12 protein-coding genes are annotated in these 16,193 nt (G+C 66.0%); 4 read left to right on the forward strand and 8 right to left on the reverse strand.

Translation table 11 applies throughout. The features are described 5' to 3' along the window. Positions 1-41 precede the first annotated feature (41 nt). The 4 genes from ASD68_RS09515 to ASD68_RS09530 form a co-directional block, all read right to left on the reverse strand. Positions 42-1,733, reverse strand: coding sequence for an NAD+ synthase (locus ASD68_RS09515; RefSeq protein ID WP_056606089.1), 1,692 nt, complete (start codon positions 1,731-1,733; stop codon positions 42-44). Between the two features lie 257 nt (positions 1,734-1,990). After that, positions 1,991-2,863, reverse strand: a complete 873-nt coding sequence (sucD, locus tag ASD68_RS09520) for a succinate--CoA ligase subunit alpha (RefSeq protein ID WP_056082207.1) — start codon at positions 2,861-2,863, stop codon at positions 1,991-1,993. A gap of 14 nt (positions 2,864-2,877) precedes the next feature. Next, entirely contained in the window at positions 2,878-4,041 is a 1,164-nt protein-coding gene (gene sucC, locus ASD68_RS09525) for an ADP-forming succinate--CoA ligase subunit beta (RefSeq protein ID WP_056606091.1), read from the reverse strand. 214 nt (positions 4,042-4,255) lie between these two features. Beyond that, on the reverse strand, positions 4,256-5,350 hold the full coding sequence (locus tag ASD68_RS09530) for a mechanosensitive ion channel family protein (RefSeq protein ID WP_056082215.1): 1,095 nt from the start codon (positions 5,348-5,350) through the stop codon (positions 4,256-4,258). Between the two features lie 215 nt (positions 5,351-5,565). Here ASD68_RS09530 and ASD68_RS09535 point away from each other — a divergent pair, with 215 nt between their 5' ends. After that, the gene (locus ASD68_RS09535; protein ID WP_056606098.1) at positions 5,566-7,215 is read left to right on the forward strand and encodes an ATP-binding protein; all 1,650 of its coding nucleotides are present in this window, start codon (positions 5,566-5,568) and stop codon (positions 7,213-7,215) included. Positions 7,216-7,268: 53 nt separating this feature from the next. After that, positions 7,269-8,660 (forward strand): sigma-54 dependent transcriptional regulator, encoded by a 1,392-nt coding sequence (locus ASD68_RS09540; protein WP_056084080.1) that lies wholly within the window; start codon positions 7,269-7,271, stop codon positions 8,658-8,660. A 186-nt stretch (positions 8,661-8,846) separates the two neighbouring features. Here the strand turns inward: ASD68_RS09540 and ASD68_RS09545 are convergent, their stop codons facing one another. From ASD68_RS09545 to ASD68_RS09555, 3 genes are all read right to left on the reverse strand, one after another. After that, positions 8,847-10,421 (reverse strand): response regulator, encoded by a 1,575-nt coding sequence (locus ASD68_RS09545; RefSeq protein WP_235578707.1) that lies wholly within the window; start codon positions 10,419-10,421, stop codon positions 8,847-8,849. Positions 10,422-10,500: 79 nt separating this feature from the next. Further along, on the reverse strand, positions 10,501-10,947 hold the full coding sequence (locus tag ASD68_RS09550; protein WP_056082222.1) for a response regulator: 447 nt from the start codon (positions 10,945-10,947) through the stop codon (positions 10,501-10,503). Continuing rightward, a complete protein-coding gene (locus ASD68_RS09555; protein WP_056606100.1) occupies positions 10,944-12,737 on the reverse strand; it encodes an ATP-binding protein in 1,794 nt (597 codons plus the stop codon). Before ASD68_RS09555 ends, ASD68_RS09550 begins: the two co-directional genes overlap by 4 nt. 266 nt (positions 12,738-13,003) lie before the next feature. On the opposite strand from ASD68_RS09555, the gene ASD68_RS09560 reads away from it, so the two are divergent. Continuing rightward, positions 13,004-14,980: a M1 family aminopeptidase gene (locus tag ASD68_RS09560; protein WP_056606104.1), complete on the forward strand. Its 1,977-nt coding sequence runs from the start codon at positions 13,004-13,006 to the stop codon at positions 14,978-14,980. A gap of 56 nt (positions 14,981-15,036) precedes the next feature. Here the strand turns inward: ASD68_RS09560 and ASD68_RS09565 are convergent, their stop codons facing one another. Next, entirely contained in the window at positions 15,037-15,456 is a 420-nt protein-coding gene (locus tag ASD68_RS09565; RefSeq protein WP_056606106.1) for a VOC family protein, read from the reverse strand. A 118-nt stretch (positions 15,457-15,574) separates the two neighbouring features. On the opposite strand from ASD68_RS09565, the gene ASD68_RS09570 reads away from it, so the two are divergent. Further along, positions 15,575-16,186, forward strand: coding sequence for a TetR/AcrR family transcriptional regulator (locus ASD68_RS09570; RefSeq protein WP_056606109.1), 612 nt, complete (start codon positions 15,575-15,577; stop codon positions 16,184-16,186). Positions 16,187-16,193 lie beyond the last annotated feature (7 nt).

Below are 16,193 nucleotides of genomic sequence, written 5' to 3' on the forward strand. Positions count from 1 at the left end.
CGGTCGTCAGCGGTGAGGATGAATGGATTGCGGAGGATTTATCACTTCCATCCGGAAGTGATGGGGTACCTCCGCTCCCTTCCGAACGCCCGCGTGGTCACCCGCGGCCCCGGCGCGGACTGGCGGCGCTTGAACTCGTTGGCCAGCACCAGGCGCACGACGCGGTGCACGGTGTCGGCGTCGAAACCCTGCGCCACGATCTCCGCCTGCGACTGCTCGCGTTCGATGAAGCGGTTGAGGATGCCATCCAGTTCGTCGTACGCAGGCAGCGAATCCTGATCGGTCTGGTTGTCGCGCAGTTCGGCCGATGGTGGGCGGTCGATGACTTCTTCCGGGATTGGGGATTTGGGATTTGAGATTCGTGAAAGGCCGCCGTCTGGCGAGGATTCGCTCTGCCGAATCCCGAATCCCGAATCCCCAATCCCGGCCTTGTTACGCCAGCGCGCCAACCGGTACACCACCGTCTTGTACACGTCCTTCAGTGGCGCATACGCGCCGCACATGTCGCCATAGAGCGTGGCGTAACCCACCGCCATCTCGCTCTTGTTGCCGGTGGCCAGCAGCAGCTGGCGGTGCTTGTTGGACAGCGCCATCAGCATCACGCCACGGGTGCGCGATTGCAGGTTTTCCTCGGTGGTATCGGCCGCTTTGCCGGCGAACGCCGGAGCCAACGCATCCACGAAGGATTCGTAGGTGGCCTCGATCGAGATCACGTGATATGCCACGCCGAGCCGTTCGGCCTGCGCCTGCGCGCCGTCCAGCGACAGCTGCGAGGTGTAGCGCGTGGGCATCATCACCGCGGTGACGCGATCGGCGCCCAGCGCATCCACCGCCAGCGCCAGGGTCAGCGCGGAATCGATGCCGCCGGACAGGCCCAGCAGCACGCCGGGGAAGCCGTTCTTGTCGATGTAGTCGCGAATGCCGCGCACCAGCGCGCGATACAGCGTGGCGTCGGCGCTGGGGTCAGCGGCGAGCGGCCAGTCCTGCGCGGCCAGCATGCGCGTTTCGGTGTCGAACTCCGCCCACAGCAAGGCATCCACGAATGCTGGCGCCCGCGCAGCGATGGAGCCGTCGCCATTGACCAGGATCGAGGCGCCGTCGTAGACCACCTCGTCCTGGCCGCCGACCAGATTGAGATAGGCGATCGCGCAGCCGGTCTCCCGCGCGCGCGCCACCAGCACGGCCTCGCGCTCGGCCTGCTTGGCGTCGTCCCACGGCGAGGCATTGATTACCAGCAGCAATTGCGCACCGGCCGCCGCCGCCTGCGCGGCCGGTTCGCTGCGCCAGACGTCCTCGCAGATCAACAGACCCACGGTGACACCATCGATCACCGCCGTGGCGGTTTCGTGCCCTGGCTGGAAATAGCGCATGTCATCGAACACGCCGTAGTTCGGCAGCGCCTGCTTGTGCGCCGTCACCTCGATGCGGCCTTGGCGCAGCAGGCTGGCGGCGTTGAACACTTCGCCTTCGCTGTGCGGATGCCCGACCAGCACGGCGACGTCAGCGGAACCCGCGGCCAGCACCGCCAGTTCGCTCTGGCAGGCCGCCAGGAAACTGGGACGCAGCAACAGATCCTCGGGCGGATAGCCGCTCAGCGTCAGCTCCGGAAACGCCACCAGCGCCGCCCCGCCCGCCGCGGCCGCGGCGGCGAGCTGGCGCACGCGATTCGCGTTGGCAGCCACCGCGCCGACCGGGAAATCCTGCTGGGCCAATGCCAGACGCAACTTTGCCATGGCGAAAAACGTTTCCGGAAAAATGGACGGCCATGGTAATCCATAGCGTTGGTCAAGAACCTTATCGCAGCTGCGGGATGCCGCGATCGGCCGTCCAAATGGCTGCGGCCCAGGCATGCCAAGAGCGCCCTCATCCGCCCTGTCGGGCACCTTCTCCCGCGAGCGGGAGAAGGGAATGGTCGTGAGCCTTTCAACCGTGCCGGGAAACAAAAGGCCGCGCAATGCGCGGCCTTTCATCAACAACGTGCCATCACGGCTTACTTCATCAGCTTGGCGAGCGCCTTGCCCAGGTCGGCCGGCGACTTCACCGTGGTGACGCCGGCCTTCTCCAGCGCGGCGAACTTCGCTGCGGCGGTGCCCTTGCCGCCGGAGATGATCGCGCCGGCGTGGCCCATGCGCTTGCCCGGAGGGGCGGAGGCACCGGCGATGAAGGAAACCACCGGCTTCTTGACGTATTCGCCGATGAACTCAGCGGCGTCTTCCTCGGCGCTGCCGCCGATCTCGCCGACCATGATGATGCCTTCGGTCTGCGGGTCGTCCTGGAACAGCTTCAGGCAGTCGATGAAGTTCAGGCCGTTGATCGGGTCGCCGCCGATGCCGATCACCGTGCTCTGGCCCAGGCCTTCGTTGGTGGTCTGGAACACCGCTTCATAGGTGAGCGTGCCGGAGCGCGAAACCACGCCGACCTTGCCCTTCTGGTGGATGTGGCCGGGCATGATGCCGATCTTGCATTCGCCGGGGGTGATGATGCCGGGGCAGTTCGGCCCGATCAGCACCACTTCCGGATGCTGGGCCAGCACGTTTTTCACGCGCAGCATGTCCAGCACGGGGATGCCTTCGGTGATCGCCACGATGGTCTTGATGCCGGCGTCGATCGCTTCGAGGATGGAATCGGCCGCGAACGGCGGCGGCACGAAGATCACCGACGCGTCGGCGCCGGTTTCCAGCACGGCTTCGGCCACTTCGTTGTAGACCGGCAGGCCGATGTGCTCGGAGCCGCCCTTGCCCGGGGTCACGCCGCCCACGATCTGGGTGCCGTAATCAAGGCACTGCTGCGCATGGAAGGTGCCCTGCTGGCCGGTGAAGCCCTGCACGATCACCTTGGTGTTCTTGTTGACGAGTACGCTCATGTTTCGATTGCTCCTCAGGCCTTGGCCGCAGCCACGGCTTTCTGGGCCGCGTCGTTGAGATCATCCGCCGGCGTGATCGCCAGGCCGGAGTTGGCCAGCAGTTCGCGGCCCTTCTCCACATTGGTGCCCTGCAGGCGCACCACCACGGGAATCTTCAGGCCCACTTCCTTGACCGCGGCGATGATGCCCTCGGCAATCATGTCGCAGCGGACGATGCCGCCGAAGATGTTGACCAGGATGCAGTTGACCTTGTCCGAGGAGGTGATCAGCTTGAACGCCTCGGTCACGCGCTCCTTGGTGGCGCCGCCGCCCACGTCGAGGAAGTTGGCCGGCTCGCCGCCTGCCAGCTTGATCACGTCCATGGTGGCCATGGCCAGACCGGCGCCGTTGACCATGCAGCCGATGTTGCCATCCATCGTCACGTAGTTGAGGTTGCTCTGCTGCGCGGCGGCTTCGGCGGCGTCTTCCTGGGTCAGGTCGCGCATCGCGGCCAGGTTCGGATGACGGAACTCGGCGTTGTCGTCGGAGTTGACCTTGCCGTCCAGCGCGGCGAGGTTGCCGTCTTCCAGCACGGCCAGCGGGTTCAGCTCGACCAGGGCCAGGTCCTGTTCGTTGAACAGCTTGTACAGGCCCAGCATGATCTTGGTCAGCTGGTTGACCTGCTTGTTGTTGAGGTCCATCGCGAAGCCGAGCTGGCGGCACTGGTACGGCTGCAGGCCTTCGACGAAGTCGACCACGATGGTGTGGATGTCTTCGGGCGTGTCCTTGGCCACCTGCTCGATGTCCACGCCGCCGTGCTTGGAGGCGATGAACGAGACGGCCTTGGAATCGCGGTCGACCAGGATCGACAGGTACAGCTCGCGGGCGATGTCGGTGGCGTCGGTCACCAGCACCAGGTTCACCGGCAGCGCGCGGCCGGCCGACTGGTAGGTTTCCATGTTGGTGCCCAGCATCGCCTTGGCGGCGGCGCGCACGTCATCGAAGCTGCGGCAGAACTTGACGCCGCCGGACTTGCCGCGGCCGCCTGCGTGGATCTGCGCCTTGACCATCCATTGCGTGCCACCCAGTGCCTTGGCGGCATCGACGGCAGCGTCGGGGGAGTTGGCGACCTTGCCCGGCGGCACGGCGATGCCGTATTGCGCGAACAGTTCTTTGGCCTGGTATTCGTGGAAATTCATTCGATACCTCGAGCGAACGGGGGAACATGGTGGCCGCACACGGTGCGGCGGCGTGGGTCACGAAGGCGGAAAGCGGGAAGATCGATGCCGTTGAAACGGGCAAAATCCACGCGATTCGGCCCGCTATTTTCGCGGATGGGGGCCGCAATGGAAAGAGCCAGCCCCCAAAGCGAGGCCCGGCGCGGCCTGCGCGGCGCGAAAGCCCCGGCCCGGCCTAGCCGGCAGGGCTCGTGCCGCCCTCCGCGGCCGGCACGTAAACCGCCCCATCCGCCCGCAAGGTGCGCACGGGCACCGCGAAGGTCAGCTCAAGCGCTTCCAGCCGTTGCATCAATGCCAGGTTGATGCCCTGCTGGATATCCATGTAGACGTTGTAGTCGGGGCTTTGCACGATGTGCACCACCTCGAAATCCAGCGAACTGGGGCCGAATCGCTGGAAGTGGGCCCGGTCCAGCCTGGTGTTTTCCACGGCGCCGACGATATCGCGCACCGCCTCGACCACCTGCTCGACCTTGCCGCGCGGCGTGTCGATCGGCAAACCGAAGCCGAACACGATGCGCCGCGTCTGCATGCGGCTGTAATTGCGGATGGTCTGATCCAGCAGCATCGAGTTGCTGATGCTGATCTCCTCGCCGCTGAGCGATCGGATGCGGGTGGTCTTGATGCCCACGTGCGCGATCGTGCCCAGGAAATCGCCGAACTGGATGAATTCGCCGATCTCGAACGGCTTGTCCAGGCCGATCGCCAGCGAGGCGAACAGATCCTTCAGCACGTTCTGCAAACCCAGCGCCACCGCGATGCCGCCAATGCCCAGGCTGGCCACGAACGCGGTCACGTTGACGCCCACGTTGTCCAGCACCGCCAGCAGCAGCAACGCCCACACCATGGTGCGCGCAAACCAGCTCAGCATCGTCATCACGACCGGGTTGCCCGCGCCTGTGCCGGTACGGCGGAGGCTGCTGGCCGTCCATGCGCTGATCGCATGGCTGGCCCACAGCCCCACCTGCAAACCGACGACGAGAAACATCAGGCTGTCGAGCCAGCGCGCCACCTGTGGCGACGGCTGCAGCACATGCAGCCCGATCAGTACGAAAAGCAGGAAAAGCAGGGTGGCGCTGGTCAGTTTGAGTACCGAGGCCATGATCGTCAGCGCGGCGCTGCCGGTGCGCTCGGCCAGTTTGCGCAAGCGGGTCGACACCACGCGCAACACGCCGCGAGTCAGCAGGAAGCCACCCAGCGTCACCAGCGCGGCATAGGCCCAGCGCAATACCGGGATGTGGAAAAACTGATGCCCTGAAAGCCAGTCATGCATGGCGTTCTACCTTGTTCGGGGGAGAGGGGGCGGAGCAGCCGGATCAATCACGGCATGCGGTTGCGCAGACGGCCATGCTCGCAAATGCCCGCGCATGGCTCAACCCGCGACGCGGCAGCTGGCGCCTGCCAGTGCATCGAAAAACCGTGTTCCACGCACTGCGCGCCTGGCGCGCGCCGCTTATACTCGCGCAACTGCCACGGAGTGCCTTGCGAATGTCCAGCACGTCACTTTTGCCCGCCTCCAGCGGACCCGCCACGACGTTCTACAACGAACTTACCTTTCTCAACGTTTTCCGCCTGGTCCAGGCGCTGGTCTACATGGGGTTGGCCTTCAGCCCCACGGGACTGGGCTGGCCCAACGTGCCCGACCCCGCCTTCGCCCACCACGTGGCCGAGGCCTATCTGCTGTTCGCGCTGGTGTCGCTGCTGCTGAACCGGCGCAGCATGCCGCATGCCCGGCTCGCGGTTTCAGTGGCGCTGGTGGTGGATATCGGCGGCGCGCTGCTGGCGATCACCGCGATGCGCGAAGCCCACATCGGCATCGCCATGATGCTGGCAGTGAACCTCAGCGCGGGCGCGCTGATCCTGCCGCTGCGCCTGTCCAGCTTTTTCGCGGCGCTGGCCACGCTGGGCACCCTCGGCCACACCTTGCTGGACACCAGCTCCGCGGGTGCCGGCGACCGCGACCTGCTGGAAGCGGCGCTGTTCGGCCTGGCCTACTTCGCCACCACCACGCTGTGCCACGTGCTGGGCCGGCAACTGCGCGCCACCGAGGCATTGGCCGAGCAGCGCAGCACCGACCTGGCCAACCTGGCGCAGGTCAACGAGCTGATCATCCGCCGCATGAAAACCGGCGTGCTGCTGGTGGACGACGCCAACCGCATCCACCAGATCAACGAATCGGCCTGGATGCTGATGGGCAACCCCGGCGCCGACCAGCGCGACCTGGGGCAGCTGGCGCCGGAACTGTCGCGCCGCCTGTATCACTGGATGACCTCGGGCAAGCTGGACGAAACCGCCACCCAGCTGGCCGACGGCGTGCCCGAGGTGGTGCCGCGTTTCTCGCGCCTGGCGCCGAACGACGACTCCCACGTACTGATCTTCCTGGACGACACTTCGCTGCTGTCGCGCCGCGCCGAAGAGCTCACGCTGACCTCGTTGGGCCGGCTGTCCGCCTCCATCGCGCACGAGATCCGCAACCCGCTGGCGGCCATCCGCTACTCCGCGCAGCTGCTGGCCGAATCGAAAAGCATGGACAGCACCGACCAGCGCATGGTCGAGATCATCAACAACCACTGCATCCGCCTCAACGAGATCATCGAGAACATCCTGCAGCTGTCCCGGCGCGAACGCTCGCGGCCGGAAACGCTGGACCTGGGCCACTGGGCGCAGTCGTTCGTGGAGGAATACAAGCAAGGCAACGACATCGGCGCCGACACGCTGCGCGCAGTCACCAACAGCGATGTCGAGGTCGCCGCCGTGGCCGACCCGCAGCAACTGCAGCAGGTGATCTGGAACCTGGTGCAGAACGCGCTGCGCTATGGCCGCATGCCCGGCCAGGCGGCGCGGGTGCTGGTGGTGGCGCGTCGTGGCGAACATGGCGTGCCCATCCTCGAAGTGATCGATCGCGGCCCCGGCATCGCGCCGAAAGTGGCCGCGCAGATTTTCGAGCCGTTCTACACCACCCACGAATACGGCACCGGCCTGGGCCTGTACCTGGCCCGGCAGATGAGCGACGCCAACCAGGCCGCGCTGGAATACGTGCGCGTACCCGGCGGCGGCAGCTGTTTCCGGCTGGTGCTGACGCCGCCGGCGCGCAATCCGGCCGACGCGGAGGTAGCCGATCGCGCCGCCACGCGTTGACCTTTCGCCCTGCCCTAGTAACCTGCACAGCACCGTTGCCAACCAAGAAGCCCATGACTGCACAGACCGTTCTGGTCATCGACGATGAACGCGACATCCGCGAACTGCTGACCATCACGCTGGGCCGGATGGATCTGCAGGTTGACGCCGTGGGCACCGTCGCCGACGCGCGACGCGCGCTGGCCGAACGCACGTACGACCTCTGCTTCACCGATATGCGCCTGCCCGACGGCAACGGCCAGGAGATCATCGAGCTGATCGCCGAAACCTGCCCGGACACACCGGTGGCGATGATTACCGCCTACGGCAACGTCGACGCGGCGGTGACCGCGTTGAAAGCCGGCGCGTTCGACTTCGTCTCCAAACCGGTGGACATCCAGATGTTGCGCGGCCTGGTACGCACCGCGCTGCGGCTGGCCGAGGAAAAGCGCAACGGCGGCGGCGCCACCAAGGCCGGCGACTTCGGCTCGCGCCTGATCGGCGACTCGGCGGCGATGCAGCAAGTGCGCACCACCATCGCCAAGCTCGCCCGCAACCAGGCGCCGGTCTACATCGCCGGTGAATCGGGCGTGGGCAAGGAGCTGGTGGCGCGACTGATCCACGAGCAAGGCCCCCGCGCGGCCGGCCCGTTCATCCCGGTCAACTGCGGCGCCATCCCGTCCGAGTTGATGGAGAGCGAGTTCTTCGGCCACCGCAAAGGCAGCTTCACCGGCGCCGGCGCCGACAAGGAAGGCCTGTTCCAGGCAGCGCAGGGCGGCACCCTGTTCCTCGATGAAGTGGCCGAACTGCCGCTGCACATGCAGGTGAAACTGCTGCGCGCGATCCAGGAAAAAGCAGTGCGCGCCATCGGCGGTCGCGACGAGATCCCGGTGGACGTGCGCATCCTCTCGGCCACCCACAAGAACCTGGGCCAGCTGGTTGAGCAAGGCCAGTTCCGCCAGGATCTGTTCTATCGCATCAACGTGATCGAGCTGCGCGTGCCACCGTTGCGCGAGCGTCGCAGCGACGTGCCGCAACTGTCCGGGTTCATCCTGCAGGCACTGGCCAGCAAGAACGGCGGTGGCGTCGGGCAGCTGTCGGCCGAAGCGAAACAGGCGCTGGAAGCCTATGATTTCCCCGGCAACGTGCGCGAACTGGAAAACATCCTGGAACGCGCCATGGCCATGTGCGACGGCGAACGCATCGACGCGGCCGACCTGATGCTGCCGCAGCGGACAGCTCGCCCCAGCCCCGAACCCGCCGCCGAACCCGCGCTCGGCCAGCCGCCGGCAGCGCCGGCACCGGGCGCCGATGGCGGTCTCGACGACTACATCAGCAACCTGGAACGCACCGCGATCATCAAGGCGCTGGAAGAATCCCGCTACAACAAGACCGCCGCCGCCAGAAAGCTCGGCATCACCTTCCGCGCACTGCGCTACAAGCTGAAGAAGCTGGGTATCGACTGAGGCTGGATAACCTTCCCTCCTTCTCGTGGAGGATGAGCCAGAACCCGCCATCTGCTTCGCCCCCTCCACTGCTTGCAAGGGAGGGTTGGGGGTGGGGTTCGCTTTTGATCCTCTCCGCCAGCCCGTACAACCCACTCCCAACCTCCCCCTGCGCGCAGAGGGAGGAGACAAGAGGGCTGCACTGGCTCACGCGTTCGAGGCCACCGCCTGCAGCGCCTTGCGCAAGGTACGCAGCAGCACCTGGGTCACCACGGGCTTGTCGACCACGAACAGGTTTTTCAGCGACGGCAGTTCGTTCGGGTCGGGCGGCGCGTCGGGGCGGGCCAGCAGAATCACCGCGCCGGCGTAGCCGTGGTCGATCAGGGCGGCCAGGGTGCGCACACCGGTGAACAGGTTCATGTCGGCGTCGAGCACGACCAGGTCGGGCAGGCCGCAGGCCTCGATCCATTGCAGCGCGGCGGTACCGCTCTGGCTGGCGTGCGCCTCGTAGCCGTAGGCATCGAGGGTGTCGACCAGCAGGGACAGCTGGCCGGCCTCTTCCACCACCACCAGCACGCTTTCGGCGGCGCCATCCAGATCCTCTTCCAGCGCGGTGTCGGTATCGGCGGCCAGCGCTTCCAGCGGAATGTAGAGATCGAAACGGGTGCCGCGGCCCGGCGCGCTGTCCACCCGCATCACGCCGCCATGGCTGCCCACGATGCGCTTGCACGACATCAGGCCCAGGCCGGTACCGGTTTCCTTGGTGGTGAAGAACGGCTCGAACAGGTGCTCCAGCACGGCGCTGTCCATGCCCGGGCCGCTGTCGATCACGCTGATGCGCAGGTAGTGGCCGGAATGCGGCTGTTCGCCGGCCATGAAAAAATCGACGGGAAGCTCGGCCTGGCTGGTCTGGATGCGCAGCCTACCGCCGTCGGGCATCGCCTGGATGGCGTTGAGGCAGAGATTGAGCAGGCACTGCTGCAGCTCGGTGTGGTTGCCCTCGAACGTCAGCTCGGGGTCCTCGATCGCCAGCTCCATCGCCACCGAGCGGGGCACGCTGCCCTGCATCAGCAGGTCCAGCGCGCTGAACAGTTCGCCCAGCCGCACCTGTTCGGCGCGGCGTGCGCCGCGGGCGAACGACAGCATCGACTGCACCATGTCCAGGCCGCGCTTGCCGCAATCGCGCACCAGCTTGCCCAGCCGCGCCAGCCGCGGGTCGTCCTGGTAATCCTGCAAGCTGTCGCCGGCCAGCAGCAGGGGCTGCAGCAGGTTGCGCAGGTCGTGGCTGAGGCCACCGGCCAGCATCGCCAGGCTTTCGAAGCGTTGCGCGCGGATCAGTTCGGACTCGGCGCGGCGGCTCGCGCGGCGTGCGGCGGCCTCGGCCAGCGCGCGGCGCACGGCGCTGGCCAGCCGGGCCGGGTTCTGTTTCAGGATGTAATCGGTAGCGCCGTTGCGCAGTGCCTCGATCGCCGCCTCCTCGCCCAGGGTGGCGGAGACGAAGATGAAGGGCAGATCCTCGTCGTGCCGGCGCAGCAACTCCAGCGCGTGCTGGCCGGAGAAGCCCGGCAGGCTGAGGTCGGACAGCACGATGTGCGGCTTGAAATCGCGCAGGGCGGCGCTGAAATGGGCTTCGTCGTCGACCAGCAGCACTTCGTAGGGAAGGCCGTCGTCGTCGAGCTCGGCCAGGACCAACTCGGCATCGAGATGGTTGTCTTCGACCTGCAGCACGCGAACGACCGGCATGGTGCGCGACGTTTCGTTTGACCCGGTGTGCTCCGCCATGATCCTCGTCCTTTCAACCCGCACCTGCGCGTTTTCAGTAGCCACCCAGCGCGGCCGTATCGCCCTGATTCGCGTTCGCTCAGTCCTGTTCGGGCGCCTGGTTCAACACGGCCCAGAACTGGCCCAGCGTGCGCACGGCGTCGAAGAACTGGTCCACGTCGACCGGCTTGATCACGTACGCGTTGGCGCCCAGGTCCCAGCTGCGCGCCAGGTCGCTTTCCTCGCGCGAGGAGGACAGGATCACCACCGGTATACGCCTGAACTGCTCGTCATTGCGCATCTGGGTAAGTACGTCCAGGCCATTCATGCGCGGCATCTTGATGTCCAGCAGCACCACCGCCGGATCGCCGGGTTCGCGCGTCGCCCAGGCGCCGCGCGCATAGAGGTAGTCGAGGCATTCGACGCCGTCTTCCACGTGGACCACCGGGTTGGCCAGATGCGCCTCGCCCAGCGCATCCATCGCCATTTCCGCGTCGGCGGCGCTGTCTTCAACCAACAGGATGGTTCGCAGGTCTTTCTTGTTCATGCCTTGTCTCGGGTTTGTGAGCCGGCCAGGTCGGTGGCCGGCAACGAAAAGTGGAAGTGGGCTCCGTGCCCGGGTTCGGCTTCGGCCCAGACGCGGCCGCCATGGCGTGCCACGATGCGCCGGACATTGGCCAGGCCGATGCCATTGCCCGGAAACTCGGAAGCGCGGTGCAGGCGCTGGAACACGCCGAACAGTTTGTCCGCATACTGCATGTCGAAACCGGCGCCGTTGTCGCTCACAGTGAACTGGTACTCGCCCTGGCGACCCTGGGTCGCGCTGACCTCGATCTGTGCCACGTCGCAATGGCCGGTGTACTTGACCGCATTGCCCAGCAGATTCTGCCAGACGGTGCGCAGCATGTTCTCGTCGCCGATGACCATCGGCAGCGGCTTGATGGTCCACACGATGCGCCGGTCCGGTGCGCCCGATTCGGCCAGCGCGCTGGCTTCCTCCACCAGCGACTGCATGTCCACCGCCTGCAGCCGCAGCGCGCCACGGCCCAGGCGGGAAAACACCAACAGGTCGTCGATCAACAGCGCCATGCGCTGTGCCGAGCCGCCGATGACATCAATGTAGTGGCTGGCCTTCTCGTCCACCCGTTCGCCCAGGTGCTGCTCCAGCTTGCGGGCGAACCCGGAGATGTGCCGCAGCGGCGCCCGCAGGTCGTGCGATACCGAATAGCTGAACGCCTCCAGCTCGCGGTTGACGTCGGAAACCTGCGCCACCTTGCCTTCCAGCTGGCGGTTGAGGTCGTTCACCTGCTGCTCGGCCAGTGCACGCGTGGTGACGTCGCTGACCGTCAACAGCAGCGTGGGCGCGTCGGTGTCCAGTTTCTGCAGGCGGCGCGCATTGATCACCACGTGGCGATCCATGCCGTCGACGGTGCGCTGGATCATGTCGTAATCCCACAGCTCACGGTCGCGCAGCAGCACATCCTTGAGACGTTGCAGCAGCACGCTGTCCTGCCACGCGCCTTCGCCGATCTGCGCCAGCGGCATTGAGCGCTGCCCGGCGTCCATACCGTACAGCTCGCTGAAGGCGTTGTTCACCAGCAGGCTATTGAGGCTCTCGTCGAACAGCGCGATCGGCTCGCGCACGGCCTGGAAGATCAGCTGCGAGCGCAGCACCGCCCGGCCCTCACGGGTCTCGGCCAATCGCCGCTGGCCGATCTGCCGCTCGGACATGATCACGATGATCATCAGCAGCACGAGCTGGGCCAGTGCGGTGATCGACAACACCACCCGGCCCGTCGTGGCCTGATCGCCGGCGATGAGCTGACGCTCCGTCAGCAGGTTGTCCTCGTTGGCCACGATCGCACTGATCCGCGCGTTCATCCCGAACAGATCGTCGCCATCGCGCAATGATTGCCGCGCACCGGCGGCATCTCCCTTGTCCAGCCGGGCCTGCGCCTGGGTCATCAGGGCGATGCGACCGTTGACGCTGCTTTCCAGTGCACTGACCAGCGCCTGTTGCTCGGGGCTGTCGCGCATCATCGCGTGCAGGGCCGGCAACAACTCAGTCGCTTCGTTTGCTGCCCTTGCCGCCCGCTGACGCACGGCATCGGTGGCGTCGCCCGCCAGCAGGCGATAGCTGGCCGCCTCGCTGTCGTGGATCACGTACGCGATCCGGTAGGTAAGCGCCTTGACCTCGTTGGAATGAATGACCCACGCGTTGGCGCGCACGGTGTCGCGCTGACCGGACAGCGTCACGATGTATGGCAGGCCCACGATGATCATCATCGCCAGCAACAGCCCGGCCGTGCGCCAGCGCACGATACCGTTCAATTTCATGTGACTCGCGTCATCGGCACGACCTGCCGCAAAGGGAAATATTCTTCATTCTTGCATGCTTTTGCAGGCTGTCCAGCTGGCGAGGTAACGTTGCACACGGCCCGCGCCTCGTGCGGACGGCTGCCACAGGTGTCTGATTTTCGGGGAAAAGACCTGCCGTTGCCAGCACCCGGCACTATCCGCAAGCCACCAGGCGCGCGGCGTACGCCATGGCCTGTGGAGGTTGTGGATATCATCCCTGCCTTGCCCCTTTCCCCGAGGTATCCATGACTCCATCCACCGCGCGCGTCCTGTTCGGCAGTGTCCTGTTGTGGCTGGCCATGCCGGTCATGGCTGCCACGGCCGATAGTGCCGCGTTCAACCCGCAGCAGGCGTTCGCACCGTTCGATTACCCGCAGCCGGCAACGGCTTACCGCTCCGCCAGCGGCAAGCCCGGGCCGGCGTACTGGCAGAACCGCGCCGACTACCACATCACCGCCACGCTCGACCCGGCCAGCCGCGAGCTCGGCGGCAGCGAAGTGATCAGCTACACCAACAACAGCCCTGACGCGCTGGACGTGCTGTGGCTGCAGCTGGACCAGAACCGCTATCGCAAGGATGCCCGCGGCGCCTTCACCGGCGACAAGTTTCCCACCGAGTTCACCGATGGTTACCGGATCGCATCGGTGGCCGTCGAAGACGCGCACGGCCGCAAGCAGGCGGTGAAGTGGGTGGTCTCCGATACGCGCATGCAGGTGCGCCTGCCCGACGCGTTGCCGGGCCACGGCGGCAAGCTGCGGTTGCACGTCACATGGAGCTTCACCGTTCCCGGCGAGTTCGGCGGCCGCATGGACGTGAACGCCAGCAAGAACGGCGAGATCTTCGAGATCGCGCAGTGGTATCCGCGCATGGCCGTCTACGACGACCTGCGCGGATGGGACACCGCGCCCTACCTCAACAGCGAGTTCTATCTGGAGTACGGCGATTTCGATTATTCGGTCACCGTGCCGTCAAACATGATCGTGGTCGGTTCCGGCGAGCTGCTGAACCCCGAGGACGTGCTGACGGCCACCCAGCAGAAGCGGCTGGCGCAGGCGCGACACAGCGACAAGACGGTGATGATCCGCACGGCAGCGGAGGTGGTCCAACCATCCAGTCGTTCAAAGGCAGGCGGAACGCTGACCTGGCACTTCCGCATGCAGAACACTCGCGACGTGGCCTTCGGCGCCTCGGCCGCCTATGTGTGGGACGCGGCGCGCATCAACCTGCCGGAGGGCAAGACGGCGCTGGCGATGTCGGTGTATCCGGTGGAAAGTGCGGGCCCGCAGGCCTGGGGTCGGGCCACCGAGTTCCTCAAGGCGTCCACCGAATATTTCTCCAGGCAGTGGTACCCGTACCCGTGGCCAGTGGCGATCAACGAAGCCGGCACCGCCGGCGGCATGGAATATCCCGGCATCACGTTCGATTCCAAGCGGGCGAAGGGCAAGAGCCTGCACATGGTGATTGCTCACGAGATCGGCCACATCTGGTTTCCGATGATCGTGGGCAGCAACGAGCGCCGCGATGCGTGGATGGATGAAGGCTTCAACACCTTCATCGACGTGTACGAGGACGACGCCTTCAACCACGGCGAATACGCACCCAAGCGCGACAGCGAATACGCGCCCGGCGGCGGCAACCCCGCCGACGAAATCGCCCGCGTGCTGATGGACACCAACGCGCCGCCGCTGCTGATCGGCGCCGACATGGTGCCGGAGAAGTACCGCCACCCGATCACCTACTTCAAGGCCGCCTTCGGCATGGTGCTGCTGCGCGAGCAGATCATCGGGCCGGAACGGTTCGACCCGGCCTTCCGCCGCTACATCGCTACCTGGGCGTACAAGCACCCCAGCCCGTCGGACTTCTTCCGCTTCATGGAAAGCGAAACCGGCGAAGACCTTGGCTGGTTCTGGCGCGGCTGGTTCCAGCACAACTGGACGCTGGATCTGGCGGTGCAGAAGGTGGCTTACACCGATGGCGATTACCGCAAGGGCGTCGACGTCACCATCGCCAACCTGGACCGGCTGGTGTTGCCGGCCACGCTTGACGTGCTCTACGACGACGGCAGCAAGCAGCAGGTGCGCGTGCCGTGGGAAACCTGGCAGCAGCATCGCCACTACGTCGTGCACGTGGATGGCACGCGCCAGGTGTCATCCGTCAGTATCGACCCGGATCATGCCCTGCCCGATCACGACCGCAGCAACAACAGCCTGCAGGTGAAGTAGGCCGCTGACGGCAACGGTGTCCTGCCTGGCATGGGCACCATTGCTTGGCGAAACACTCAGTCGGTCAGGGTGCAGACGAACTCGAGGCGCGCCCCGCCCGGTTCGCGCACCATGCAGTGCATGCGTGATCCGCCGGCGGCCACCGGTTCCGGCGCAAATTCGGTCTGCACGCCGGGCCAGGCCGACACGCGGGCGTAGATGTTCTGCAGCGTCGACGCGTCGGGCACTTTCAATGCCAGGTGATGCAGGCCGATGTTCTTGCGTCGATCGAATGCGACCGTGGTCGCGGACTTGTCGACCTCCCACAGGGACAATCCGACGGTGCCATCGGAGACGAATACCGCCGGGTACGCCGGTACGCCGCCAATAACCTGCCACCCCAGGCATTCGACAAAGAAGCGGCGGGACTGCTCAAGGTCACCCACCGTGAGGCCGATGTGGTCGGCCCCCACTGTTTGCGCATGCTGCTCTTGCATGAATCAACTCCTTGCCCGGGGAAACCCGGACTGCAGGCCGCCCTGTGAATTTTGTACTTCGTCGGATAATATTTAGACCGGCGCCGCAGGTCAATGTTTCCATACGCAACGGTACAAAATGAACGAAACAGCAAAGAAGCCACGCGGACGACCGCGCGCCTACGAGCCGCAGGTTGCCCTGCGACAGGCCACGGGCGCGTTCTGGAAGTCGGGCTATGCCGCAACCTCGCTCGACGACATCACCGCGGCGACCGGCATGAACCGGCCCAGCCTGCGCGCGGCGTTCGGTGACAAGCGCGCGATCTACCTGCAGGCGCTGGCCGACTACTGGGAACTGCAGCTTGCCGCGATGCGCAAGGCACTCGACGGCGACCATGCGCTGGAAACCGCGCTGATGCGCGTCTACGACGCGGCGTTGGCCATCTATTTCTCCGGGGACGGCCCGGCGCGCGGCTGTTTCGTGGTGGGTACGGCCATCACCGAAGCGGTCGACGACCCCGAGGTGCGGCGCAGCGTGATGGATGGTTTTCGCACGCTCGACACCCGTTTCGAAACCCGCCTGCGCCGTGCACGCGACGGCGGCGAACTCGGCAGCGATACCGACCCGACCGCGCTGGCCCTGCTCGCCACCGCAACCCTGCACACCCTGGCGCTGCGCGCCCGCGCCGGCACCTCCCGCAAGGACCTGCGCACATTGGCGTCGAAGGCGGTCGGCGTGATCTGCGGATGAACCCTCG

The sequence above is a fragment of the Rhodanobacter sp. Root627 genome (genome assembly GCF_001427835.1).
Classification (GTDB): Bacteria; Pseudomonadota; Gammaproteobacteria; order Xanthomonadales; family Rhodanobacteraceae; genus Rhodanobacter; species Rhodanobacter ginsenosidimutans.

Bases quoted from the DNA above. Each gene is read 5' to 3' on its own strand.
- ASD68_RS09515 (WP_056606089.1), bottom strand. From the start codon at position 1,733: ATGGCAAAGTTGCGTCTGGCATTGGCCCAGCAGGATTTCCCGGTCGGC.
- sucD (WP_056082207.1), bottom strand. From the start codon at position 2,863: ATGAGCGTACTCGTCAACAAGAACACCAAGGTGATCGTGCAGGGCTTC.
- sucC (WP_056606091.1), bottom strand. From the start codon at position 4,041: ATGAATTTCCACGAATACCAGGCCAAAGAACTGTTCGCGCAATACGGC.
- ASD68_RS09530 (WP_056082215.1), bottom strand. From the start codon at position 5,350: ATGCATGACTGGCTTTCAGGGCATCAGTTTTTCCACATCCCGGTATTG.
- ASD68_RS09535 (WP_056606098.1), top strand. From the start codon at position 5,566: ATGTCCAGCACGTCACTTTTGCCCGCCTCCAGCGGACCCGCCACGACG.
- ASD68_RS09540 (WP_056084080.1), top strand. From the start codon at position 7,269: ATGACTGCACAGACCGTTCTGGTCATCGACGATGAACGCGACATCCGC.
- ASD68_RS09545 (WP_235578707.1), bottom strand. From the start codon at position 10,421: ATGGCGGAGCACACCGGGTCAAACGAAACGTCGCGCACCATGCCGGTC.
- ASD68_RS09550 (WP_056082222.1), bottom strand. From the start codon at position 10,947: ATGAACAAGAAAGACCTGCGAACCATCCTGTTGGTTGAAGACAGCGCC.
- ASD68_RS09555 (WP_056606100.1), bottom strand. From the start codon at position 12,737: ATGAAATTGAACGGTATCGTGCGCTGGCGCACGGCCGGGCTGTTGCTG.
- ASD68_RS09560 (WP_056606104.1), top strand. From the start codon at position 13,004: ATGACTCCATCCACCGCGCGCGTCCTGTTCGGCAGTGTCCTGTTGTGG.
- ASD68_RS09565 (WP_056606106.1), bottom strand. From the start codon at position 15,456: ATGCAAGAGCAGCATGCGCAAACAGTGGGGGCCGACCACATCGGCCTC.
- ASD68_RS09570 (WP_056606109.1), top strand. From the start codon at position 15,575: ATGAACGAAACAGCAAAGAAGCCACGCGGACGACCGCGCGCCTACGAG.